The sequence below is a fragment of the Candidatus Zixiibacteriota bacterium genome (assembly GCA_035380245.1).
Taxonomy (GTDB): Bacteria; Zixibacteria; MSB-5A5; order GN15; family FEB-12; genus DAOSXA01.
The window spans coordinates 1,030,961-1,055,174 of sequence record DAOSXA010000002.1 but is presented as its reverse complement, the minus strand read 5'-3'; the positions used below and the strand labels follow the sequence as shown (position 1 = coordinate 1,055,174).

General features: G+C 52.6%; 16 protein-coding genes. 5 read left to right on the top strand and 11 right to left on the bottom strand.

Features of this window, described 5'->3' with window-relative positions:
• Positions 1–10 precede the first annotated feature (10 nt).
• The 4 genes from PLF13_09465 to PLF13_09450 form a co-directional block, all read right to left on the bottom strand.
• Complete coding sequence (locus tag PLF13_09465; protein ID HOP07506.1) at positions 11–1,117, bottom strand: hypothetical protein; 1,107 nt, start codon at positions 1,115–1,117, stop codon at positions 11–13.
• Positions 1,107–2,414 (bottom strand): tetratricopeptide repeat protein, encoded by a 1,308-nt coding sequence (locus tag PLF13_09460; GenBank protein ID HOP07505.1) that lies wholly within the window; start codon positions 2,412–2,414, stop codon positions 1,107–1,109. Before PLF13_09460 ends, PLF13_09465 begins: the two co-directional genes overlap by 11 nt.
• A gap of 36 nt (positions 2,415–2,450) precedes the next feature.
• Positions 2,451–3,500 (bottom strand): CsgG/HfaB family protein, encoded by a 1,050-nt coding sequence (locus tag PLF13_09455; protein ID HOP07504.1) that lies wholly within the window; start codon positions 3,498–3,500, stop codon positions 2,451–2,453.
• 78 nt (positions 3,501–3,578) lie between these two features.
• Positions 3,579–5,138 carry a serine/threonine-protein kinase gene (locus PLF13_09450; GenBank protein HOP07503.1) on the bottom strand — a complete coding sequence of 520 codons (1,560 nt, stop codon included), beginning with the start codon at positions 5,136–5,138 and terminating at the stop codon, positions 3,579–3,581.
• Between the two features lie 262 nt (positions 5,139–5,400).
• On the opposite strand from PLF13_09450, the gene PLF13_09445 reads away from it, so the two are divergent.
• Positions 5,401–5,637, top strand: a complete 237-nt coding sequence (locus tag PLF13_09445; protein HOP07502.1) for a hypothetical protein — start codon at positions 5,401–5,403, stop codon at positions 5,635–5,637.
• A gap of 1 nt (position 5,638) precedes the next feature.
• Here the strand turns inward: PLF13_09445 and PLF13_09440 are convergent, their stop codons facing one another.
• Positions 5,639–6,886 carry a mechanosensitive ion channel gene (locus tag PLF13_09440; protein HOP07501.1) on the bottom strand — a complete coding sequence of 416 codons (1,248 nt, stop codon included), beginning with the start codon at positions 6,884–6,886 and terminating at the stop codon, positions 5,639–5,641.
• A gap of 189 nt (positions 6,887–7,075) precedes the next feature.
• Here PLF13_09440 and PLF13_09435 point away from each other — a divergent pair, with 189 nt between their 5' ends.
• Both PLF13_09435 and PLF13_09430 read left to right on the top strand, forming a co-directional pair.
• Positions 7,076–8,725, top strand: a complete 1,650-nt coding sequence (locus tag PLF13_09435) for a SpoIIE family protein phosphatase (GenBank protein ID HOP07500.1) — start codon at positions 7,076–7,078, stop codon at positions 8,723–8,725.
• On the top strand, positions 8,722–11,712 hold the full coding sequence (locus PLF13_09430; GenBank protein ID HOP07499.1) for a protein kinase: 2,991 nt from the start codon (positions 8,722–8,724) through the stop codon (positions 11,710–11,712). The genes PLF13_09435 and PLF13_09430 overlap by 4 nt, the downstream gene beginning before the upstream one ends.
• A 24-nt stretch (positions 11,713–11,736) precedes the next feature.
• Here PLF13_09430 and PLF13_09425 read toward each other — a convergent pair whose 3' ends face one another.
• From PLF13_09425 to PLF13_09405, 5 genes are read right to left on the bottom strand one after another with little or no spacing between them, the layout of a single operon-like run.
• Positions 11,737–13,194 (bottom strand): ABC transporter permease subunit, encoded by a 1,458-nt coding sequence (locus PLF13_09425; GenBank protein ID HOP07498.1) that lies wholly within the window; start codon positions 13,192–13,194, stop codon positions 11,737–11,739.
• Positions 13,195–13,209: 15 nt separating this feature from the next.
• Positions 13,210–14,619 carry an ABC transporter permease subunit gene (locus PLF13_09420; protein ID HOP07497.1) on the bottom strand — a complete coding sequence of 470 codons (1,410 nt, stop codon included), beginning with the start codon at positions 14,617–14,619 and terminating at the stop codon, positions 13,210–13,212.
• Positions 14,620–14,630: 11 nt separating this feature from the next.
• Positions 14,631–15,407 (bottom strand): ABC transporter ATP-binding protein, encoded by a 777-nt coding sequence (locus PLF13_09415; GenBank protein ID HOP07496.1) that lies wholly within the window; start codon positions 15,405–15,407, stop codon positions 14,631–14,633.
• A 27-nt stretch (positions 15,408–15,434) separates the two neighbouring features.
• Positions 15,435–16,937: an NEW3 domain-containing protein gene (locus PLF13_09410; protein HOP07495.1), complete on the bottom strand. Its 1,503-nt coding sequence runs from the start codon at positions 16,935–16,937 to the stop codon at positions 15,435–15,437.
• A gap of 34 nt (positions 16,938–16,971) precedes the next feature.
• Positions 16,972–17,733, bottom strand: a complete 762-nt coding sequence (locus PLF13_09405; GenBank protein HOP07494.1) for a PDZ domain-containing protein — start codon at positions 17,731–17,733, stop codon at positions 16,972–16,974.
• Positions 17,734–17,889: 156 nt separating this feature from the next.
• Between PLF13_09405 and PLF13_09400 the strand changes: the two genes are divergently transcribed.
• Complete coding sequence (locus PLF13_09400) at positions 17,890–19,560, top strand: HAMP domain-containing sensor histidine kinase (protein HOP07493.1); 1,671 nt, start codon at positions 17,890–17,892, stop codon at positions 19,558–19,560.
• Positions 19,553–20,242, top strand: coding sequence for a response regulator transcription factor (locus PLF13_09395; GenBank protein ID HOP07492.1), 690 nt, complete (start codon positions 19,553–19,555; stop codon positions 20,240–20,242). Before PLF13_09400 ends, PLF13_09395 begins: the two co-directional genes overlap by 8 nt.
• 16 nt (positions 20,243–20,258) lie before the next feature.
• Here PLF13_09395 and PLF13_09390 read toward each other — a convergent pair whose 3' ends face one another.
• Positions 20,259–24,092: a PAS domain-containing protein gene (locus PLF13_09390; GenBank protein HOP07491.1), complete on the bottom strand. Its 3,834-nt coding sequence runs from the start codon at positions 24,090–24,092 to the stop codon at positions 20,259–20,261.
• Between the last annotated feature and the right edge of the window lie 122 nt (positions 24,093–24,214).

Genomic DNA, 24,214 nt, shown 5'->3' with positions numbered 1-24,214 from the left:
CATTACCTCCTTACATGCTGGCCGAGAGTCCGAAGCTCAACTGAAGTCCGCTGAGGTCGATATCGCCTCCGTCGGTGCTTCCGGTGAAATACTTCAGCCCGGAGTTAAGGTTAAACTGATCCGACAGCCCGGCCGAGAACAGAGCTCCGAAACCTAAAATCGAGGAACTGCCGTAGCCGAGATCGTTCTCGGCGATGGAGCGGAAGTCGATCATAGGACCGATCATTATTCGTTCGCTTGCCAGGTAGAGCATCTGACCGGCAATGCGAAACTCATCGCCGTAGATCTTCAACTCGGAGTCCTCGCCGGTGTACAGGTCGTTGCGTCCCCGGGCCAGATAGCTAAGCGTGCCACCCAGTCGATACTTCTCGGCGGCGTATTCGATCCCGCCGGTAATGCTGACCTGGGTTGATTGTTTGAAGACATCTTCGTCCTCAAGCTGATCGGCGGCATACGATGAAAAGATGACATCCGCGGAGGTCGTGATTTTGTCGAAAGTGCGATCGAACCCGACATTAACGGTGAAGACATCGCCGGGATTGTAATCGGTCACGCCTTCGTAAGGATCGTATTTGCCGGTGTATTGATAGCTGGCACCGACACCGCAGCGCCATTCACCGAGAAGCGTCGCTGCGCCAAGAGTGGCCGTGATGCCCAAACCTTGCCCGAAGCGTCGCATCGGTACGGTGAAGTAACTCTGCGAAAGGGCGGTTAGTACGATGACTTCCTCATCGGTGGTCAGCTTCTTCTTGCCGGTCGGCAGGTTGAGGCCTAAACCAAAAACGAAACGGTCTTCCGAAAAAGAATGACTGACCTGCAATCTCACATCGCCAAGGCCGTTGAGTTTCGATTCCACGCCGCCCGTTTCCAGCTTGTTGCTGGAGTTGTCGATGTAGAGCATCGCTTCGAAATTGTCGGCGAGCGGTACAAAGCCCTGCAACGGGGTGGCGAATTGGGTCAGGTCGGTGGTCTCACCGTCCTGGTCCAGGCTCCAACTGCTGTAGGTGAAGCCGATGCCGCCCGATACGGGCTGGCCGTAGATGATTTGGGCGGTGACGTTGCCTGCCGTGGGAACCAACAGCAACAGCGTTGCGACTAATAGAATTTTACATCGCATCGAGGTTCCCCCTTATATAGATCCGAACGGTCATCGTATACGGCGGCTGCAATACCGTTGAAGAACCGCTCGGAAGGTTGAACGGGAGGTTCCCGCTGTTGATCACGATATTGCTCAGTCGGGAGTCGAGGGTCAGGCCTGGTGATGTCACGCCGGTGGTCAAATCGCCTAAAACAGTGTTCTCGAGTTGTACGAACGACTCTCCGTAGGAAGTGCCGCCGAGAGTTACTGAATTGAGTTCGAATTCGGCCAGGTCGAAGTTATTATCGATCTCCTTAGCCTGCTGGAATTCCTGCTGCGCCGCCTGACGCATGCCTCGGGACTCGTAGTCCAGCCCCCGGCAATAAGCCAGGAACGCCAGATAATCCTCAGTCGGGACTTCCGAAATCGCATCACGTTCTTCGGGTGTCAAGGTGATGCCAAGGTTGTCAATGATCGAGAAAACGAATTTTTTCTCCAGGTCAAAGAACTGTTCGAGGTTCCCCTCGATACCGGCGGTGCGGGTGGATGTGCTGTCGATCGTGCTGACGATTGCGCCGTCAAGCTTGAGGCCGTCGTCGCCGACCGAAAGAGCCGATCCGGTAACGATCCGGGCCGTACCCATGAGTCGACCGACACGCGGGGCGGTGGTCGGATCGACCACACCGGACTGTCCTAGTTGGAGTTCCTTGAGAATCATATCCAGCTTCATGCGGTCGAGCACGGTAAGCTGGTTGACCTTGGCCAGGTCGATGGCGGTAAACTCAGCCAGGCCTCGGGCAATCGGAGCCAGTTCCGGCGGCAGATAGGAGCCATCGAAATTAGCTACGGCGATTGTTTGTCTCGGAATGGTGTCTACGTTTATTTCCGCCTCGGCGGCAATTGCCTCGGAAGCCTCACGCTCGATTTGACGGGCAACCAGTTGGTCCAGATGGGCTCGCACCTGGCGGGCGGTGGAGCCTTTGGACTGGAGGGCGAGGGCCCCGGTGTAGGCGCGAATAGCGCCGTCGAACTGCCCCTGTTTTTCGGCGATCAGCCCCATGAAGAGCTGCGTGCGGGCATCGGGGGAGATGGCCGCGGCCTGCTGCAGGGCATCCTGGGCTTTTTCGAAATTGCCTTTTTCGTAGAAGGCTACGCCCAACTCGCGCCACGCGTCGGCTCTTTGCGGGTGGGAGGCAATCTCCGCGTATAAGGCGTCGATCGCATCGTCGTAGCGTCCCTGCTCTATGTGTTTGCGGCCCTGAGCATAGAAACTCGGCGTACAACCGCTCGCCAGAATTGCCATCAGCACGACCGCCAGTATAAGTCTGTTATGCATCCTTACCTCAGTCAGGGTTGTTTGGGCGTTTCAGAGCTAACCGGCCAGCGGTTGATAGATTTCCATCTTACGCTTTGCCTCGGCGAACTCGGGATCGGTCTCGTAGGCTTTCTTGAAGAATTCGTAGGCCTTGTTATAGTCGTACCGATCCATATATTCCAATCCCTTGGCGTAATAAGTGGTCGCGTCGTAAGATTCCGTGCCGCCCTCCTGCAACATCGCCTTGGCTTCATCATCGACCGGTACCTCGAATTTAGCGGCCAGTTCTTCGACCAGCTCCTTCTCCATCTTCGAATAATCCGGTTTGCCTTCTTTATCGACCGATGCGATAACCTCCGAGGTCTCGACATCCACGGCCCGCACGACCATGCGAGTATTCTTGGCGTCCATCTGAGTAATGCTGCCGAACACCATGTACTGAGCGCCGAGAATTTTCCCGATCCGTACGGCTGTGGCGGGGTCGACCTCGCCGGAACGCTGCAGTTCCAGTTCCTTGAGGATGAAGTCGATCTTATCACGTTCGACTACCCTGAGGTCGGATATTTTACGGAAATCGTGTTCGAAGAAATCAGCCAGCGCTTTGCCGAGTGAGACCAGTTCGTCTTTGTATTTACCGATGGAGAAGTTGTCGAACTCCATAATGGCGATAGTTTTCATACCCGGTTTGCTGTCGGTCGGGCAGTTGAGCTTGTTCGCTTCACGCAGTATGTCGAACCATTTGTCGCGCAGTTCCTGGGGCCAGATATCCCGGGGCAGTTGAAGAATGCAGGGACCGATGGAGTTGATCTTGTTGAGGTAGGTCACTGACTCACGCAGGTAATCCTCGCCTTTGGCATAGGTCAGAATCGACAGGATTTCGTAGGTGGCAATCGAATCCTGGGCGGTAATATCCGGTCGTTTGAGGACTTCGTTAGCCAGCTTGATCCCGGCGTCGAACTCGAGATCGTTGTAATAGCCGAGGGCCCTGGCCAGTTGATCAGCTATGGTTTCCTGGGCGGCGATGCGATCGGCGGTAGCGAAGCCGCTGAACAAAAAGATCAACATCAACAGCCCCAGAACACGGACAGTTTTTCCATGTCTGTACATGTGAACTCCTTATGAATCCAGTTAGATTTGTTGGCTATAAAGGAAATATATCCCTGTCAAAAACAGTGTAAAGCCTAATTAGTCAAGATCGAACTTGACTTTGTGACGGCCGTCAGGTTTGACGACAAAAGTCGTATCGGCCGATTTGTCGTCGAGCACCACTCGGATCGTGTGATTTCCGGGTTCAATTTTATTAAACGAAAAATTCGTTTTCTGTGATTGCAGTTCACCGTCGATAAATATATCCGCACCCTTCGGTGATGACCCCACCACCACCGTTCCGTATTTTACCGTTGCCGGTGCGGTCGTCTGTGTGGGGCGGTTGTTGGTCGGTTGAGATTGAGGTTGGGAAGTGGCGGCCGGTGCGCTGAAGCTGTAGGAACGAACCACATCGGCAGTGTCGGAAACGTACACCGTGTCATAAATGACTTTCTCCGGTGTGGTGGGATTTTCCACCCGAACGGCGTGTAAACCGGTATTGACAACCATGAGAATTTTATCGGTAGCCTGGCCGATTATGCCGTCATCGAGGTAAACGTCGCTGTTGGGTTTGATCGAGAAATCGATAACACCGGTGGTGGCCACGGGGGTGGTTGTGTTTACGTTGTTTTGTCCGTTGTTGTCGTCGCCGCCCGCAAGAAGCCAGATAACGGCTATAATCACGACAATAACAGCTCCGCCCAGTCCGGCAAACAGCCCTATTTTCGATTTTCCACCGCTCGGTTTGGAGGGGGGAGGAGTGGCTGACGACGCCGGGATCGTCGGCATCGGAGTGTCGATAGTGGCATCGTTCGGCTTATGCACCGGTTCCATGCGATGTGCGACGGGTCCGTCGGCAAAAGGACTGAGCGCCTCGGCCATTTCGGCTGCCGATTGGTAACGCTCGGCGGCATTTTTCGCAATGGCGCGAGCTACGATTTCATCCATCTCGGGGCTGACATCGGGATTGAGCGAGCGGACTCTCGGCGGGTCTTCGAACATTTTGGCGTCGCGAATGGCAAAAGGATTGTCGCCTTTGAACGGCGCTTCGCCGGTGAGCATTACGAACAAAGTGGTGCCCACGGCATATACGTCAACCAGGGCGTAGTCGGTATCCTCGGTTGGATTGAACTGTTCCGGAGCCATGTAGGCCGGGGTGCCGCAGGCGGTGCCGGCGACGGTGAGATTCGGATCGGTTTTGCTCTTGGCAATGCCGAAATCGATAACCTTGACCGTGCCGTGTTTGTCGAGCATGATATTGCCCGGCTTAATGTCGCGATGAAACACATCCTTGCTATGAGCGAAACTGAGAATGTCAAGTACCGCTATCGCGATACGCGCCGCTTCGCCGACCGGCAGGGTTCCTTCAGCCTTGATCCGTTCGTCGAGGGTAAGCCCCTCGATATACTCCATGGCAATGACCGTATCATCGCCGTTGCTGAAGAAGTGCTTGATACGACAGATGTTGGGGTGACCGTCCAGCAGCGCCAGTTTGTCCGCCTCTTGCAGGAAACGGTCGCTCAAGCGGGGATCGTCGAGGATCTTAAGAATCACCTTCAGATTCGGAACATCCTGGTGCACCGCCAGATAAACCTTGGCCATCCCCCCGGCGCCGATCTTCCGCAAGACCTTGTAACTACCGATGAATTGCTGCTCCATGCTAATTTATATACGAAAATGACAACACCGCTTCAACATTAAAGATACCGACAGAGAACATCGGTCAGAATCCTGATGAAGTTAATTAAGGCGATTGATAGAGATATCTGTAGTTAGCAGTAACTCTATGCTGTTAAGTAGCTTGTGTGGCGTCGGGGCCGTTCGGCAGGCTCCCGTAATCAAGCAAGTCCCGGGTGCTGACAAGAACGGTTTGATGCGCTATCTTGCTGCCAAAACAAGATGTCGGATAACAGGAGGATCGATGGGTGATTACAAAATGACCGGTGAACTGCGCACGGATCTGGACCATGAGTTCACGGATATCCCGGCCGACAAATGGGCCGAAACGGTTCTAACCATCAACGGCGAGGAGATAGTTGTCGAGGTAAGCCTTGAGGATAAACCGATCGTGGCGATTATGGCCGGAGAAGAAGCGGTCTGGAAAGGGACGCTCGAGGGCCTCAAGATGCTCCTTCGCGGTGAGATCAATGCCCGTTGATTTATTGTTTCGTAATTGTCCCGGCCAGACTCCGTACATCATACCCCGAAGGCTTCTGGAATACCTGGAGATCGAACAACGGCAACACCGCCAGGATATGATCAAAAATATCAGCCTGAATGCCCTCGTAGTTGATCCAGTCCTGATCGTTCGAGAAAACGTATATCTGGATCGGTAGTCCGCTGTCGGTTGGCTCAAGCTGGCGCACCAGAAAGGTCATATCCTTATGTATCTTGGGATGCTTATGGAGATATGACCAGATGTAGGCGCGGAATGTGCCGACATTGGTCAATCGCCGACCGTTTATCAGTTCAGTCGTATCGGCGCCGGTTTCCTGATTGAATTTGTCGATGTCGATTAGTTTGTCGTCAATGTATTTGGTGATCAGTTGATAATGGCGGAAACGTTCAATTGTTTTTTCATCCAGAAACTTGATGCTGCTCATATCGATTCGAACCGAACGGGCAATCCGCCGCCCGCCCGATTCGCTCATGCCGCGCCAGTTCTTGAATGAATCGGAAATCATAGCATAGGCCGGGATCGTGGTGATGGTTTTGTCCCAGTTGCGGATTTTGACGGTATGGAGGGTGATGTCGATCACGTCACCGTCGGCGCCGAATTTGGGCATTTCGATCCAGTCGCCGATCCGAACCATGTCATTGGCCGATATCTGCACCGAAGCGACCAGCCCCAGGATGGAGTCCTTGAAAACCAATATCAGTACGGCCGTCATGGCCCCAAGGCCGCTGACCAGCAGCCAGGGAGAACGGTTCATAGCGATGGCTATGGCTACGATAGTGATGAAAACCGCGATGATGATCTTGGTCAGTTGAACGTAGCCTTTGATCGGTCGTTGCCGGGAGACATCGTATGTCTGGTAAATATCTTCCAGGGCATTCAGGAAGCCAAAAAACACCCCGAGGCCGGCCATAATCATGTAGACCATCGACATGCGTTCGATAAAAGACTGCCAGGAGCCGAAAAGACCGGCGGCGGCATAGATTACCAGCGCCGGGGCCAGATGTGACAGGCGGGCAAAGAATTTCCGCTCCAGCAGGAAATCATCCCATTTGGTTTTACTTCGGCGAACGAAATACTGAATTCCGACAACCAGAATTTTTCGGGCCAGCCAATTGGCCAGCCAGGAAACGATTATTACCGCCAGGATCAGGATCACCCAGCTAAGAGGTGTTGCTATCGATTCCGAAAAACCCTCTTTTATCATCCAGTCAATTAATTCTCTGCGCATTTCAAATACTCCCGTACGAATTATAGCTCCTTCTAACTACTCATGAAGCCGACCGGATTCAACCAAAACAGTATGCTGTGAAAAGCCTTGCGGGGAACAATCGGGTGGCTTATGTTGACCGGGACCGCCGCTGTAACTATTCATTTTCAGCGTCGCATTAATGAAATTTGGAGTGGATTAATACTATCTATGCTTAAACTCGCAGGCACGGACGGCAAGCGCTATTATAGCTGGTCTCTCGATCCCGGTTCGTACATTCTGGGGCGCAAGCCGGAATGCGACTTCAGTGTCACCGACAAAACCGTATCCCGCAATCACGCCCGTATCGAGGTAGACTCAGCCAGCGGAACCTGTAAGGTTGTCGATTTAGGCAGCCATAACGGCACAACCGTTAACGGGAATCGCATCACCGAGGCTACCTTGAAAGCCGGCGACCAGATCATGTTCGGCAGTACGGAGTTTCGCATGGCCGAGGGAGATGATGCCGAAACTCGCCCGGATCATCGGACGGCGGTAGTGCTTACCGAAAACGATCCAGGCAAGTCGGTTTACCTTTCCATTAACGAGGCTCTCAAACCGTTACCGAGTAAAATTACGGAGCGACCCGATTTGATTCCGGCTCTGTTCGATATGGCCAAGATGCTGGTCTTGCCGGAACCGAAGGAAATCATGCTGCAGCGGTCGCTGGAGATGATAGCGCGGCTGATTCAGGCCGAACGTCTGGCGGTGTTGTTCGTATCGGAAGACCAGGAAGAGATATATCCGATGGCCGTGCTCAAGCCGGGGGGACGCGATCCCGGGGCGTTCAACCTGTCGCGGACTATCGTCAACGAAATCATGGCTAATAAAAACGCCATTCTCATTTGCGATGCCAGGGAAGATCCTCGCTTTGCCGAACAGAAATCGATCATCATGTCCGAGCTGCGCTCGGCGATGGCCGTTCCGTTGTTCGATCAGGATCGAGTGCACGGTATCCTGTACGTCGATACGACCAATCCGATGCATCAATACAACGACGATCATCTGCGGGTACTGGCGACTTTCGGCAATCTGATTGCCTCTCGTCTGCTCAACTATGAACTGCTCTCCGAGCGGGAAGAAAAACAGGTGATCGAGGCTGAAATGAAACGAGCGGCCTCGATCCAGAAAAAACTCCTGAGTCAACCGGCGCCATCGGTGGAAGGTTATCGGATTCGTGCTTTCCAGGAACCTTCCCGTTCGGTCGGGGGTGATCTGTACGACGTGACTATTCTTCCCGACGGACGGTTGTTCTTTGTCGTGGCCGATGTCTCCGGCAAGGGGATGGGGGCGGCCATGTTGATGTCGAATATACTTGCCTCATTGCGCATCCTCTACAACGAGGAGAAATTCGAGCTCTGCCCGGTCGTGGAGCGAGTTTCAGCGCAGTTGCTGGCTTCGAGTGAACAGGAGGATTTCGCTACGCTGTTCTGCGGGGCCATCGATCCGGCAACGGGTGAAACCAGATACGTCAACTGCGGGCATAACGCACCGCTGTTGGTGCGAGCCGATGGATCATTCGAACATCTGGCCCCCTCCGGCATCATGATCGGGGCTTTCCCCGGAATGACGTGGAGCGAAGCCAGTACGGTGCTCGGTGACGGGGATTTGATCTTCATGTTCAGCGACGGAGTTACCGAGGCCGAAGGAGACGAGGGAATGTACGGTGAAGAGCGCACGGAGAAATTGATCATAGAGCACCGGGCCGAGTCCCCCGACGATATCGCCGGTCGGCTGGTACGGGCCCTGGAGAGTTTTCGCGGGGATAATCCGCAATCGGACGATATCACGCTCTTGATAATTAAGAAAGCGGGTCAATGATGTTTGAACCAGGAACACAATTCGCACGATTCAAGATCATCAGCAAGCTCGGTGAAGGCGGCATGGGCGCAGTTTATCTGGCCGAAGACCAGAAACTCAATCGCAAGGTAGCGCTCAAGGTAGTCCAGTCGGAGTTTTTCGATGATCCTGACCGCATGGCCCGGTTTACCCGTGAGGCGAAAACCGCCGCGCAGATATCGCATCCCAACGTCATGGCGATTCATGATCTGGACAAGGCGACCGACGAGGCTTCGGGGAAGGAAATCAATTTCATCGTTATGGAGTACGTGGAGGGGACATCGCTGACCGAATATCTCCGGACCAACAATCCGGCTCTCAAGGATATTTTGCGCGTCTCCGAAAAAATAGCCGGAGGTCTGGCCGCGGCTCACAAGCTGGGTATCGTACACCGCGATATCAAGACCGACAACATCATGATCGACACCGACGGCGAACCTCGCATCCTCGATTTCGGCCTCGCCAAAGCGATTGATATCGGTCTCGGCAACGATGATGTAGATTCTACCAATACGACTTCTCAGGAGTTGACCCAGGAAGGTAAAATCCTCGGTACGGTCAACTACATGTCGCCGGAGCAGGCTCGCGGTGAGGCGGTGGACTCACGGTCCGATATTTTCGCTTTCGGAACGATGCTGTATCGCATGGTAACGGGAGTATTCCCGTTCGAGGCGAAGGACCGTGTCTCGGTTCTGGCCAAGATTCTTGAGGGAAGACACCAGCCCATTCGGCAGATCGTGCCGTCGTTGCCGTCGGAACTCGAACGTATCATTGACAAATGTTTGCAAAAAGACCCGCGCGACCGCTATCAGGACACCCGCGACCTGGTGGTCGATCTGCGCACCCTGCGTCGCCAGTATGAGAGTGGTATCTCCGATTCGATTTCCGCATTGCAGGACAAACCGACCATATCCAGGACCTTCGTTTTTAGCGGCAAGAAGTTGCTGGCCGTTGCCGCTTTAATCGTCATCCTGATATCCTTCGCAGTCTGGGAGTTCGGCGGCTCATCTTCGCAATCAGGGTCGAGCGGACTTCAAGCCAAAGAAAACTCCGTTGCCGTTCTTGGTTTTGAAAACAAGACCGGCGACAAAGAACTGGACTGGCTCGAAGCCGGTTTGCCGGAGATTCTGTTGACCGATCTGGCGCAGTCCGGTAAGGTGAACCTCGTCGGTCGCAATCGCATCATGGATTGTTTGGGTGATGCCTGTGGTCCGGATAAAAATCCGTCGCATCAGGATTGGGTCAAAGCCGCCCGGTCGTTGGGAGCGACCAAGATTCTCTCGGGATCGTTCTACAAGATGGGCGAGCAGATTCGGATCGATGCCAGACTCGAATCGATTGACGACGGAACCGTGATCATGGGTGAGAAAGTGGTCGGCAGCAATCCGTTCGATTTGGTTGACAGTCTCACCCAGAAGATCGCCACGTCTCTGGATGTTCAGGATGTATTCGCCGATAACCGCAGTGTGAGCGATCTGACATCGTCCAATCCCAAGGCTTACAAAGAATATATTCTCGGGATGGAAAAGTTCAATCTCTTCATGCAGGAAGAGGCGGTCGAGCATTTCGAAAAGGCTATCGAACTCGATTCCACTTTCGCATTGCCGTACATGCGCATCGGTATGGGGTGGGCGCTTCAGGGGCGCACGCAGCAGGGATTGCCCTATCTGATGAAAGCCAAGCAGTATGAAGCGAAACTGCCGACCAAGGATCGCAATCTGCTGGATGCGTATTACGACCTTTGGGTCGAAGGTGACTACGAACAGGGCATGATCAAGATTAAGACTTTTGTGGATAACTATCCCGACGATAAGGAAGCTCGTTCGTTTTATGCGATTCTTCTTAGCGTTATGACCAAGGACGATGAGGCCGCTCTGGCTCAACTGGATACGGTGTTGATGATCGATCCCAGGTATCCGGTAGCATTCACCTGGTATGCTCAGATCTACTCCCGGCAGGAAAAGTATGAAGAGGCGCTGAAATACATTTTACTGAAGAAGAAATACTTTCCTGAATCCGTGGAGCCGATGTCGTCCGCTTCTCGTCTTTACCGGATGATGGGGCGGTATGAAGAATCGCTGAAGGAGAGTCGCGAATTACTTGCAAAACATCCGGATGAGTATTCTGCCTTGAGCAATATGATCTCGGTGTTCCTGATCGAAAAACAACTCGACAGTGCTGCTTATTACAACGATATGCTCTATGAAATACACGGAAGTGATCCATACACGGCTGTTGGATATTACCGTATCGCAGCCAATCTCGAGTATTGGAAAGGGCATTTCATAAAAGGTCTGGATACGCTCAAGCGCGGTCTCGATATTATTCTTTCTAGCGGGGACTCATCTCAAATAGCATCCTGGTATCAGACGTTGGCCACCAATTACGAAGACCTCGAAATGCCGGATAGCGCTTTCAAGTATTTGATGGAAGGTTATCCCTGGGCTGACCGTTTCTCCGGGATCGATTATCCCATTGTGCTGGTTCGGTTGAGTACGGCCAATGATTCCATTGCCGCTCCTATGCTGGAGAAGCAGATAAATCAATTCAAGGTACGTGTTCCACAGGAGTTGTGGCCCCTGGCTGATCTTGTAGAAATGGGCTACCGGGCGGTCAAAAACCAGGACTGGGACAGCGTGGTTGTGATGATGAGAAAAATGGATGAGGAGTTTAACAACGCCGGTACCGGCACCTATATACGCGAGGGACAACTCCTGGTTATTCTGAATCGTTTCGAAGAAGCGACTGTACCGCTCATATCGGTAACCGAGACCTCGGAAGCTACGAGCAGCGGATTATATTGGGTCAAAGCTCGTTATTGGCTGGGACGTGCTTATGAGGGATTGGGGCAGAATGATGAGGCCGTTGCCGCCTATCGTGATGTAATTAAATACTGGGACAAGGCTGATATCCAACTTGAAGAATTAAAAGACAGCCGCCAACGTCTAAAGAAGCTGGCGGCCAGTTGACACAACGATTCCCGGGTGGGAATTTTATCTTACATCATATTTCAGAAACGCTACGAAAGCTCCGGCGAACGCCATAATCGTGAGGAAACCGATTATCCCGCCGTCCACGGCTATTTCGCCTATTATGGCGGCGTTGTCCGTTGACGGCCGTTGGAACTCCGGGATACCCTCAAGATCCAGTTCACCCGTATTTCGATCGGAACTGATCTGCATATTCTGGTTTCCATCATCATCAATCGAAAGTGCTATTTGAACCCCTCCGATGTCGCCTGTTTCCGCGGCTTTTTTCTTACCGTATGAGACAAACGCTGACCGGAAATCACTCATGGCGTCCTCATATCGGGCTTTAGTCTCGATATCGGTTTCCGCCAGCGTCATGGCTGCGAGTTGATAAGCAGATACGGGTGAAAACCTGGATAACACGAAAGCCAGTCTTTCCTGAGCCCGTTTGCGCCGGCGCAGCTCCTCGCGGAGGCGCACTTCATGTTGATTGATCTCAGCTTCGATCTCGGCTCTGGCCGAGTCCTGTCGGGCTATTAACGCCCAGAGTTCTTCATCGGTCAATTCTCCGCCGTCATCCGGTTTGTCGAGCGTCCAGAGATTGGCTGAGCTATTATAATAATCATGCCAGTTTTGTCGTTCAAAAGCATCTTGTTGAGCCTTGATCTCCGCCTCACGAGGCACTCGAATAATCGTACCGGCGGCCATCACGCCGCCGCGTGGGATGATCATCACCGCTAATATCCAGACGACCAACGACATCAGGAATGAGATGTTGCTGCGTCTCGTGATGGTTGATACCAGTACTCCCAATACGATGAAAAAACTGAACAGGATCAACGATATCCCCATTAATGATGCTATTTTCAACCATGTGTCGGCGTCGGTGGGGATTCCGAACAACGGCAGCATAAGCAGGCTCAGCAGAATCGGGATACCGATCGGTACGACCAAACCCAACCAGGCGCCGATTCCTTTAGCCAGGAGATATTGTGCTCGTGGTACCGAGTTGGAGAGGATGAGTTTCAACGTCCCGTCCTCGCGCTCACCGTTGACGGCGTTGAAGGTAAACAATAAAGCGAATAAAGTGAGCACGAACTGTACCACGAAAGCGAAATCGACAAAACGAAAAACAGCAAAGACGGGATCATCGCTGTAGGCGCTGTGGCGCAGTTCTACTCCCTGATCGTCGTCGATGGCCGACCAACGACCGATATCGTAATTCACTCCCGATACGAATATCTGCATCACTTCCGGGATGCGATAGACCTTGGTCTTGATATGACCCCAGGAAGTAGTCGAGCGTAATTCCTGCTGGGTCAATTCCCGGGCGGTTTCGTATTGGGCCATATCGTTGCGATATTCCATAATGCCCATGAAGGTGCTCAACAGGATCAGCAACGAACAAACAGCGAACGTGGCCGGAAATTTGGGGGAGAGGATTATTGCCTTTAATTCTTTTTGTATTAACGTTGCCAGCATTGTCAGTCTCCATTCCTATCTGAGATCGTATTTCAGGAAAGCTACGAACGCCCCGACAAAAAATAGCAGATTGTATATAACCAGGAGACCGATATCGGGAATTGCCGCGTCGACTACGGCGGCGGTAGCCATCTCATGATGTTCGAAGACCGGGATTTCACTCACGTCCAACGGTTTCTCTTCGGGGAGTTCCTCACCTTCGACCTGGCGGATCACGCGAAATCCGGATGCTACCACACCGGTCTTCGCCTCGCAAAAAGAGGCGAATTTCTTCTGATATGTCAGTGCTTGTTCCATGAAATCACGGCTCATATCGACATCGGTGCCGGCCAGTTGGGACATCGACAAGCTCATAGATGCCGTTGGAGAAATGCGAGCCAGAGCCAGAGCCAGTCGATGCTGGACCTGCTGCCGATTTCTGCGGTTCTCGTTCAGTCTTCCCGCGAACTCGGAGACTCGGTTCTCACGTTCTTTTTGTAATGAGTCCATGAATGTCATAAGGGCCTTGTCGGCACTCTCTTCGTATTTGTCGGGATTGAAATGGGTCATGGCATCGATGAATTCCTGGCGTGTCTGGGCACGGAAGGTTGCCTTTTCGTTGGCGATGGCATCTACGGAAGGAACTTCAACCGTCCTCCCGGCGGCCAGGACCGATACGCGAGGAACGATTAATACCGCGCAAATCCAGACCACGAGTAAAAGCAACAGCGAGTTAGCCGAACGAGAGGTTAACGCGGAAAGAAACACCGAAAGACTCATGAAGGCCCCGAAGTAAAGCAGCCCCACGATGATGATCAGTATCAGGCGGAGCCACTGGTCGTCGGTCATCGGGATCCCCATTATGATGAACACCAGACAACCGACGGCAATTGCTACCAGGATGGAGGCTGATAAGGCGATAAACGATCCGAGTATTTTGCCCAGGATGTAAGTCGATCTAGAAATCGGCTGGGCGAAAGTCAGCCGCAACGTGCCTTGTTCTTTTTCGCCGCTGATCGAGTTATAGCAGAGCAGGATGGCGAGCAGGGAAAGAATCACACCGAATACATATTCCAGATCGAGAAAGCGGAAAATGGCAAAAAGCGGGTCTTCGTTGTATCGGCTGCCTTCAGCGGTCAGTTCGCCGATCCCGCTGACCAGAATACTGCGACCGATGTCGTTGGAGACGCCGGTCACGAGACATGCCAACGGTGAGGGAGGCAGAATAACGCGTGAATCCTGTACGTCGAACCAGTCCGTTACTCCTTCATAGCGACGGAGATTCTCGGTGACGGAAGCCTCGTGATAACTCTGATTGATTTTGTACCGGGTTCCCGCCACATAGAATGTCGCTATGATCAGGAGAGCACAGACACCGAAAATTATGGCGAATTTAGTCGAGCCGAGCAGGTCGCGAATTTCCTTGTTGATAATTACCTTTAGCATGGAGTTGACCCCTAATTCGGCCGTTCGCCGTTGTGACCCGCCATGTACTGCATGTAAAGCTGCTCCAGGTCGGTTCCGTGGAGTTCCTGAGCCGTTTTCTTCATGATAATGCGACCGCGATCCATGATTGCGACTTTATCGGCGATCTCGCGTGCCCGGAAGATGTCGTGGGTCGACATTAAAATGGCCTTGCCTTCCTTGCGCAACGAACGAAGTAGTTCGAGAAAATCGAATCCTGCTTTGGGGTCGAGTCCCGAGGTGGGTTCATCCAGCAGTACGGCTGTGGCATTTTTAAGAATGGCAATGGCGATACCGCATTTTTGGCGCATGCCCTTGGAAAAAGTTCTCAACCGCTTGTTATGTACATCGTCGACGAGGCCTACCCGGCGCAGCACATCACGATAATCCTCGCGAGTGCAGTTGGTTCGTCCCCCGAGACGGGCGAAGAAATCAAGGTTCTGAATGGCCGTGAAATTGGGGTAGAGGTTGACGTTTTCCGATACGAACGCCACCTTTTCCTTGGCGAGCAAAGGTTCCTTGTGCGATACAATACCGCAGATGCGTGCTTCGCCTTCGGTCGGTTCCAGGAAATTCAGGAAAAGATTTATCATAGTGGTTTTACCGGCGCCGTTTCCTCCCAGGACGGCGAATATCTCGCCGGGATTGACGACGAAATTGATATGGTCGAGAGCGAGCAGGCCGTCCTCGTATCGCTTTGTCAGATTAACGGCCTCCAGGGCCGGGCGATCCGGAGGTTTGAGGTTAGGTCCCGATTGAAGGTTTTCCATTGAAATCCTCACTTAGTTATTCATGGGCTATCGTCGCGACAGCTTTATGCCCCAGATTACTATAGCCGCTACCAGGCCCAGGATCAGCGTTACGATTACGATTGTTCCCAGCAGGTTGGAACCCGGCTTAATTTCGACCGTTACGGTTTTATCGTCAGCGATCACCGGCTGGGAGTTGGAAGTAGCAGTGCTGCGAATGCGAATGTCGTATTTGCCGGGGGAGACATCGGCCGGCGGCGTGAAGGTAAACACAACCCGTTTGTCTCGTCCGATCTCCAGGGCCGGGATACGTTCCGGTTCCACATCCCGTGTCCATCCGAGCGGCAGGTCGATTTCGAATTCGACATTGTCGAGTCGATGACTGCCCTCATTGTAGCAATCGACGGCCACCTTTGCCGTTTCATCGGAACTGATGGCATGGTAGAGCTGAGGGGCGCGAACCAGTAGTTCTCCTTTGCCGCGCGGCACTAACTCCAGCCGTACGAAACCGACATCGAGCGCTTCAATCTCAGCTTCGGTCCAATGTTTGTCGGGCTGGTCGGATATCATTCCAGCCTTGTCGCGCGGCAGCACCAGAACATAGAAGGGGATGGCGGCATCCATAGCGACTTCTTCACTGGGGCGGTCAGGCAGGGTAACTTCGAGGGAGGCGTTTTTTGTTCGGCTGCTCTCGGTGAATTTCACCTGACTCAGACGAACCCGATTGCTCGCATCCTTGAAATACCGGCTGATCTGTTGTGGCAGATTGACCGCCTCCAATGAAAAAGTGTTGTCGGTGCCACTGAACAACTCGAGAGTCAGGTCGAATGTCGCTTCCGTGCCCAGTTCAACCTCTTGGGAAAATTGTTCCGACTGGACCGCAACGCGGTTGTAAGTGGCATCTTTCTGCAGGAATATCTTCATCGTACGCTGGTTGCCGTTGCCGTAAACAAGAAACACCGTCACTTCATCCAGATCCTGAAGCAACCGGAATTCCACCGACTGAGGTTCCCCATAGCGCAACTCCGATATTTTGGCTTCATAGGGCTGACTGATGATGGCGTTGTCGTCGTTTAGAATGGAGACATACACATTGTGGGTGACATCAGGCTGGAGCGAACGGAAGAGATCATCGTCCACATTCAGCAGTTTCCGAAACTCCTCGCTGCCGCCGGAGGTATTCACGAGAGTCAGACGAACACACTTGGACCCGTCGTGTTTTTGGAGCTTAACGGCTTGCGATACCGATATGTACTGGCGTTCGAACAACACCGCCAGGAGCGACTGCTGGTAGTTGACCTCGGCGTCCGAGAATTGGCTGCGGGATTGCTCCAGTTCGGTTTCGGTCAGAAGCCCGCGCCGGTGCAGCTCCTGCTGTCGTTCGTAGTCGGACCGGGCCACTTCGTATGCTTCACGGGCTCGCTTCAGTCCCAGCAGGCGGTATTCATCGTCTCTCTGGTTGAAAGGATTATAAGTTTGGGCAAACGCTCCGCCGGCCAGGGTGGCGATGATCAGAAACGTGATGAATATGCGGTGTCTATACGATGACATGCTGTGATCCTTTGGCACTGTGTGCATCTTCTCGTCAGGGATGAATGATGACCGCTTTGATTACCTGATCCCCGCGCTGGATATCCAGAGCTATTTCCTCGCCGGTCTTGATTTTTCCGAATTCGGTTTTGAATATCTCAAGGCTGGAGACTTCTTTGCCCGATATGGTTTTTATTATATCTCCCTCTTGTACCGGCAAGCTGTCCGCTATTCCGTTTATCTCCGACATCAAATCGGCCACCTTGACGCTCTTATCCTTCTGGACAAGTAGAAGCCCGAGTTCGGTGATCACTTCGGCCTTACTATCGGAGTTTCCCATCACCTGGATGTTCTGTGAGACGGCTCCGCTGCTGTCGGTTGACATGGTCATCACCATGACTTGTTGTGGGAGGTCTTCGGGAGCTCCTTTCTCAAAGCTAACCATGCGCATCTGACCATTTCGTTTAATCCCCAACTTAATCATTTCACCCGGTTGCAGGCCATCCAACAGGGTCGTCAATTCGACGCCGTCGTGGATGCGTTTACCGTTGGCCATGATTATCTGATCGCCCTTTTGCAGATCGACGTCCTGGTATTTTTCAGGGCGCTGATCCGGGGGATTGATTTTGATGACTTCGAGGATACTGTCCTTGACAAGGAGAAGAGCGGCCATCTCCGGAATCATGGCAGTCTGGCCGGGATCGCTGATGGTTATGGTTTTCATTCCTTTGACCTGGGCGCCGACTGAGCCGGCGATGAGACAAAGCACAGCGGCAACAATCACCAGAACAACCGACAGAGAGTTATTGCGGGCCATGAATCGTTCCTTTCAGAATCTGTTTTGCATTGTTTTGGACTGCTTTACGGATTAGATAACAGGTATGTTTTATCGAGCCGAGTTAATCTATGTTAGCCTTTGTTAAAGGAAGTTAAATAGGGTTTCGAAGATCACCCCGAAGCGTATATTCCCGGTATGGTACTTAGCAAAAAAGCCGTTGTTACGATTGTCGTCCTGTTGGTGGTAGCCCTGGCCGGGCTGCTGACTATCCAGGCGATTTTACTCGATCATGCCTATCGTTCGGAGCAACAGGCGTTTCAGCGAAACGCACAGGCGGCGCTCGGGGCCGCGGTCGGTCGTCTGGAAGCGATCGATGTAGCACGGTCGGCGATAAATGTCTTCGGTAATTCCTCCGATTCGAGCTATCTGAGTATAATGATGCTGACCGGCGATTTCGAAGAAGTCGACAGCATGCAACATGTCGAATGCAGCGTCACGACCATGACCGGTAACAATTATGCGTATGCCAGCGCTTATGCGGTAGAATCTCCCAAAGAAAAAAACATAATAAAAGTAATAAACACCGACTCACTGGTAGATACAATCAAACTCAATACGTCCAGTGTCTCGCTCCTGAATATACTCGGTAACGCCCCTCAGGGATCAGGTCCGGGCGATTCACAAAGAGTTTCCATCGACTGGAATAAACGCCGCATTAGCGCAGATATGGAATCGGACAGCAGTGAAGTGCCTTATATGCTTCGGATCGTACAGCAACTGGTAACCGGTAAACCGCTGCCGATAAAGGAACGCCTCAATGTGCCTTTGGTGGATTCGATTATCGATATCAGTCTGGCCGAAGCGGAAATTGACCAGCCTTATCAGTTTGCCGTCGTAAAACATGCCGGTGATTCCGTCGTTATGGCGAAATCGGACGATACTTCGGAATGGCTTCCGGCAGCTTTCCGGGCTCGTCTTTTCCCTAATGATCTGTTTCCTGAGATATTCGACCTCGTCCTGAATTTCCCCAGGCAACAGTCTTATCTCTGGTGGCGTCTTGCTCCCATGCTGGTTTTGTCCGGGCTCTTTTCGCTGGTTATCGGGTTGTCGTTTTTCTATACCGTCCGTGTGATTTTTGAGCAACGCCGCGGAGCCGCTCTCATGATCGATTTCGTCAACAATCTGACGCACGAATTCAAAACGCCGATATCGACCGTGGCCCTGGCCTGCGAAGCGATTGAGCGTGACGATGTAGCCGGCGATTCCGAACGAGTGCGCCGCTTTTCTTCGATGATAATGCATGAAAACCGTCGTATGAGACACCAGACCGAGAAGATTCTCCAACTGGCCACCATCGAAAAAGGAGACTGGGAACTCAAGGGAGACGCCGTGGCGATCAATCCGCTGATCGCTCGCGCCGTAGAATCCTACGAACTGTTGATTAAACAGAAGGGGGGGATGATTACCGTTGATCTTGAAGCGACTGATCCTGAGGTTGCAGGAGACGAGGTACACCTTGCGAATGCCGTCCACAACCTGATCGACAATGCCGTTAAATACTCCCCCGAAGCACCGAAAATCGATGTGCGTTCGTTCGATCACTTCAACGGGGTACAGGTCGAAATAGAAGATCATGGAATCGGGATTGCCTCCGAAGATCAAAAACGGGTGTTCGAAAAATACTTCCGGGTTCCGTCGGGTAATGTCCATGATGTCAAGGGATTCGGGCTTGGTCTCAGTTATGTCAAGATGATCATCGAACGTCATGGCGGAACCATTTCTCTGAAAAGCGCGCTGGGAGACGGAACGAAGGTATCGGTCTGGCTGCCGACGATCAAAGAAAAACGGAGTGACCGGCATGGCTGATCGGATTCTACTGGTTGAGGATGATCCCAATCTCGGGGTGATTCTTCAGGAACATTTATCCATGAACGGTTATGATGCCGTATTGTGCGTAGACGGTGAGGAAGGTCTTAAGACCTGGCGCGCGGGGGGATTCGATTTGTGTCTGGTGGATATAATGATGCCGCGCATGGACGGTTTTAGTCTGGTGAAGAAAATCAGGGCAGAGGACCAACAGACGCCAATCATTTTTCTGACGGCCAGGTCCTTGAAGGAGGATCGCATTACCGGATTCCAACTGGGTTGCGACGACTATATCACCAAGCCGTTTTCCGTTGAAGAACTCCTGCTTCGGATCGAGGCGGTGTTACGCCGGTCTCGTATTGGTCGGGATTCCGATGTGATGCTCTTCCAAATCGGGAAATTCGAGTTCGATGCCAACCGCCGCCTGCTGAGATTAGGCAACCGTGAAACCCGCTTGACTCAAAAGGAATCAGAATTACTGCATTTGCTGGCAAAATACGTCAATCGCACACTGCCGCGCCAGAAAGCTCTCCGGGAGATCTGGCAGGATGAGGGTTATTTCAGCGGCCGCAGCATGGATGTCTATGTATCGAAACTTCGCAAACACCTCCGGGGCGATCCGGCAATAGAGATACTGTCAATCCACGGCGAGGGAATAAGACTGACTGTTAGCGGCGACTGATTCGTGAACGATTTAATTATTCGCGAGAGTGACTCAAACCTGCTTTCACGGCGGCGGCCAGTGTTTTCAGCGTAAGCGGTTTGCGCACGAAAGCCACCGCGCCCAGTTCCAAAGCCTGCTTGACACGATCGGTCTCGGCGTATCCCGAAATAATCAAGGCCTTTTGTCCGGGGCGGATTTCGAGAATCCGTTCGAGAGTCCTGGTGCCGTCAATTCCGTTTGGCATGATCATGTCCAGGAGCACCAGATCGAACCGGTGAGAGGCAATCACCTCCAGAGCTTTTTCACCAGATTCGACTGTATGTACTGAGTACCCCAGTTTTTCCAACAACGTACGTGAAACACGCAGTTGACCCGGATCATCGTCAACGACCAGAATATGCCCCTGGCCTCCACTGATTTCACGGGTATCGTTCAAGACGACGGCATCGCGTGCCGCCGGGAAAAATAAACTGAACTCGGTGCCTTTGGTAAGGTTGCTGGCGACGTCGATATAACCCTGATGGTCTTTCACGACCGCGTGTACCACACTTAAACCGAGGCCGGAACCACGGCGACGATCGGCTCTTTTAGTGGAGAAGAACGGATCGAAAATACGGCCGAGAATATCGGGCGGAATCCCGGGACCGGTATCGGTGACGGTGAGCTGCACGTATTCACCGGCCGGGATGCGCTCGAATCCGTCGTGGTCCTGATCGAAATAGCGATTGGAGGTTACTACGGTGATCGCTCCGACACCATGGACAGCCTCGTATGCGTTTGTTACCAGATTAGCCACGGCTCTTTGTATTTGAGAGGCCCCGCCCACGATGGGCAGAAGTCCGGATTCAAGAATGGAATGAGCCATAATTGACGGAGAATCCAGTTCGAAGCGTTGAAGGACTTGTCTTACCACGGTGTTCAAATCGACCGGATTCTGATTGTAGTGGCCTCGTCGGCCTAAGGTCAGGAGCTGTTGATTTATCTCCGCCATCTGTTCCGCGGATCGTTCGATATCGTCCAACAGCGGGATCATATTACTGTTCTCGGGCAACTGCTCCCGAATCAAGTCGGGATAGGCCAGTAGCGGTCCGAGCAAGTTGTTGAAATCGTGTGCTACCTGACCGGCTATTCTCCCGGCCGCTTCGAGTCGTTTGGCTCTTTCGCTGAATCGCTGTAATCGCACGGTTTCGGTTATGTCGCGGGCGATTCCGCAGATACCGATTATCTCACCGTCGGATTTGCGCATAGGCACTGCAACGACATCGAAAATTCGCCTGGTCTGACGTATCATGATGGTATGTTGTTCACTGTAGGTCTCACCGGCCAGGACACGTTTGTCGGTCTCGATCATCCTTGCAGCGACTTCCTCTCCCACCAACTGCTCGGACGTTGAGTTAAGAATTTCCTCTGCAGTTTTTCCGAATAACTCCAGCATAGTGCGATTGACCAACACATAACGTGAATGGCAGTCTTTCATGAAGATCACATCCTGAGCGGAGTCAACCAATGCTCGTAAACGAGCTTCGCTTTCTTTAACCTTCTCTTCCATGCGCTTACGTTCGGAAATATCCCGGGATATGGTGGCGATACTACTGACTCGACCACGACTGTCAAAGACCGGATAACATACATTGTCCAGACAGCGGCCCTGATGTATATCTTCGAAACGGCAGGGTTTTCCCGTTTCCATTGTCAGTTTGACGTGAGAGATTCTTGCTTTGGCAACGTCCGGGGGAACCAGGTCCGAGATTTCACGGCCGATAATTTCTTCTCGTTTTATCCCAAGCCTTTTTTCAACCGTTTCGTTACAGTCGATCATCGTCATATCGGTAGCTACCAGGCAGATTGAGTCCGTTGGTGCACGAAGCAGGGCTCGAGCCAGAGACTCGCTCTCTTCCAAGGCTGCCTGGGTCCGTTTCCTCTCAGCCAATTCTTTGTTAAGGTCTTCCGTTCGTCTCACCACGGTACGCCGCAAGGACCAGTTCCATAATGTTATGGCTCCGGTTATCAGGATCAAAGGTATGAGAACATAAAGCAGATTTTTGACAATCGACCAACGTGACCAGCGCTCGGGTTCGATGGAGCCCAGCCATCGTTCGCCTATCTCCTGATATTGGCCGGTTCGATGCAGCATGTTGAGCCCCTCGGTCAGTTCCGCCTGGAGATCGGCGTTATTCTGATTGACGGCCAGGCATACCTGGGCGGAGGTGATCACGGGCCCGATTATTCCCACGTCATTGAGATGGAGGCGGTCAATCCAATAAGATCCCGATATGCGTCCTAGAAGAAGGTACGGAAATTCACCTTTGGATAGACGGCGCAGGCCGTCTTCCGCGTCAGTGACCGGGATAAGCCGGTCGGTAAGGCCGTGTTCGTACACGAACTCGCTCATGAAACCGCCGGCCGGCACGGCGATCGGCATATTGCGCAAGTCTTCGATCGTGTTAACTCGGGTCGTGCCGGTGCGACCGTAAACAGTGTACCTGATGGACGAATACGGTGGTGTGAAGTCGAAAAAACGATCTCTCTCAGTGCTGTAAGGCATGCCCGTGATGACATCGATTTCATTATTTTCCAACAACCGCTGGAGTCGGTCCGGATCAGTGGTCGTAATCCGAACACTGCGTTGTAACATTGCCGCCACACTCTCAACGATTTCCATATCAAAACCGACTGAAACATCGTTGGAATCCACGAACTGAAACGGTGGGATATCCGACAAGCATCCAATACGTAAATATGACCTCGTAATAACCGGCATACAACGCCAGGTACCCCAGAATTGGCCGTCGTACAGTCGTACTCGAACGTAATAACCGGCACCCTCGGCCAGAGGTGGGCCGCCGTATACAACCGAAGTATCTTGTGTTAATTGAGGATTGCTGTCCCAAAGTAATTCACCTTGCCAGTCCAGGCTGTTGGAGAGCTGTATCTGGTATCCGGCGTAGCTTGTTTCAGGTCGCGGCCAGGTAATTGTCAGGTTTCGACCGGGGATCACATCGTTCAATGCTCGAGGTCCCAGAATAAGACTCGCGGGGTAAGGTGCTGAAATCCCCCCGAACTCATCGGCGCCGATGTCACCGGCATGGCCAACTATATGGCCGTCGATATCGGTGGTATCGGAGCGATCTATGCACGGGGACCCACCTTGAAGTATTCCTCGCGGATCGACCAATGGATCCTTACTGAAAGAACCGACCCCGGCGTAAAAAACATTGATATAGTTCGAAGTGTTGCCGAAGACATCGTTGTCGGCTAGTTTAATGTTTTCGAACTCACCCTGAAAATGAACCCCGTATCCGGCACAGAAGGCTATGATGTTGTTTCTGACCGTCGGTGGTTCGGTTGAGAATGACGAAATTCCACCGTTGGCCGAGCGTAAAATAGTGTTGTGTTCGATGACTGCAGGCGCCGCACCATAACTTGCCGAGGGCGGGTAGCCCGGTCCGGCAAGGCAAATCGCAGCCCAATCGGTTGTTTTCTGGTCGAGGAAGATGTTGCGATGAATAGTAGCGGCTGAGTTTTCGCAGTAGATCGCAATCCAGCCACCCCGGAAGGTGAAACCATCGATCACGGTCGCTTTTGTTTCCCCTTTGTCGAGCGTGATAAGTACGGCATTATCCGGTCCTGTCAATGTCGTCTCGAACGCTCCTCCACTGGAACGCAAAGTGATGTCTTGACCGCGGAATACGAGTGTCTCCCGATAAATACCGGGGGCAACCAGAATGGTATCGGATTGTCCGGCGCGGTCGATGGCTGTCTGAATGGAAGCAGCTTCACCGGGTACGTTGATGGTGGCAGCTTCTGTAAGAGATACTTGAAATAGAAAAATAAGTCCGATGATCCCGAGCACACTACGGAGCATCATGTCCTTCCCTGTTGAGATGAAACGGACAGCCTGCACTGTCCATGATAAGCAGGAGTTGCTCCAAAAAGGCATGTACAAGGTGTATTGTCAAGACAAACCGACCGACTCGGGCCGGCCGATTT

Excerpts from the sequence above, each read along its gene's own strand:
- PLF13_09420 (HOP07497.1), bottom strand. The coding sequence starts at position 14,619 with ATGCTAAAGGTAATTATCAACAAGGAAATTCGCGACCTGCTCGGCTCG.
- PLF13_09400 (HOP07493.1), top strand. The coding sequence starts at position 17,890 with ATGGTACTTAGCAAAAAAGCCGTTGTTACGATTGTCGTCCTGTTGGTG.
- PLF13_09455 (HOP07504.1), bottom strand. The coding sequence starts at position 3,500 with ATGTACAGACATGGAAAAACTGTCCGTGTTCTGGGGCTGTTGATGTTG.
- PLF13_09415 (HOP07496.1), bottom strand. The coding sequence starts at position 15,407 with ATGGAAAACCTTCAATCGGGACCTAACCTCAAACCTCCGGATCGCCCG.
- PLF13_09435 (HOP07500.1), top strand. The coding sequence starts at position 7,076 with ATGCTTAAACTCGCAGGCACGGACGGCAAGCGCTATTATAGCTGGTCT.
- PLF13_09395 (HOP07492.1), top strand. The coding sequence starts at position 19,553 with ATGGCTGATCGGATTCTACTGGTTGAGGATGATCCCAATCTCGGGGTG.
- PLF13_09430 (HOP07499.1), top strand. The coding sequence starts at position 8,722 with ATGATGTTTGAACCAGGAACACAATTCGCACGATTCAAGATCATCAGC.
- PLF13_09465 (HOP07506.1), bottom strand. The coding sequence starts at position 1,117 with ATGCGATGTAAAATTCTATTAGTCGCAACGCTGTTGCTGTTGGTTCCC.
- PLF13_09445 (HOP07502.1), top strand. The coding sequence starts at position 5,401 with ATGGGTGATTACAAAATGACCGGTGAACTGCGCACGGATCTGGACCAT.
- PLF13_09390 (HOP07491.1), bottom strand. The coding sequence starts at position 24,092 with ATGATGCTCCGTAGTGTGCTCGGGATCATCGGACTTATTTTTCTATTT.
- PLF13_09450 (HOP07503.1), bottom strand. The coding sequence starts at position 5,138 with ATGGAGCAGCAATTCATCGGTAGTTACAAGGTCTTGCGGAAGATCGGC.
- PLF13_09425 (HOP07498.1), bottom strand. The coding sequence starts at position 13,194 with ATGCTGGCAACGTTAATACAAAAAGAATTAAAGGCAATAATCCTCTCC.
- PLF13_09460 (HOP07505.1), bottom strand. The coding sequence starts at position 2,414 with ATGCATAACAGACTTATACTGGCGGTCGTGCTGATGGCAATTCTGGCG.
- PLF13_09410 (HOP07495.1), bottom strand. The coding sequence starts at position 16,937 with ATGTCATCGTATAGACACCGCATATTCATCACGTTTCTGATCATCGCC.
- PLF13_09405 (HOP07494.1), bottom strand. The coding sequence starts at position 17,733 with ATGGCCCGCAATAACTCTCTGTCGGTTGTTCTGGTGATTGTTGCCGCT.
- PLF13_09440 (HOP07501.1), bottom strand. The coding sequence starts at position 6,886 with ATGCGCAGAGAATTAATTGACTGGATGATAAAAGAGGGTTTTTCGGAA.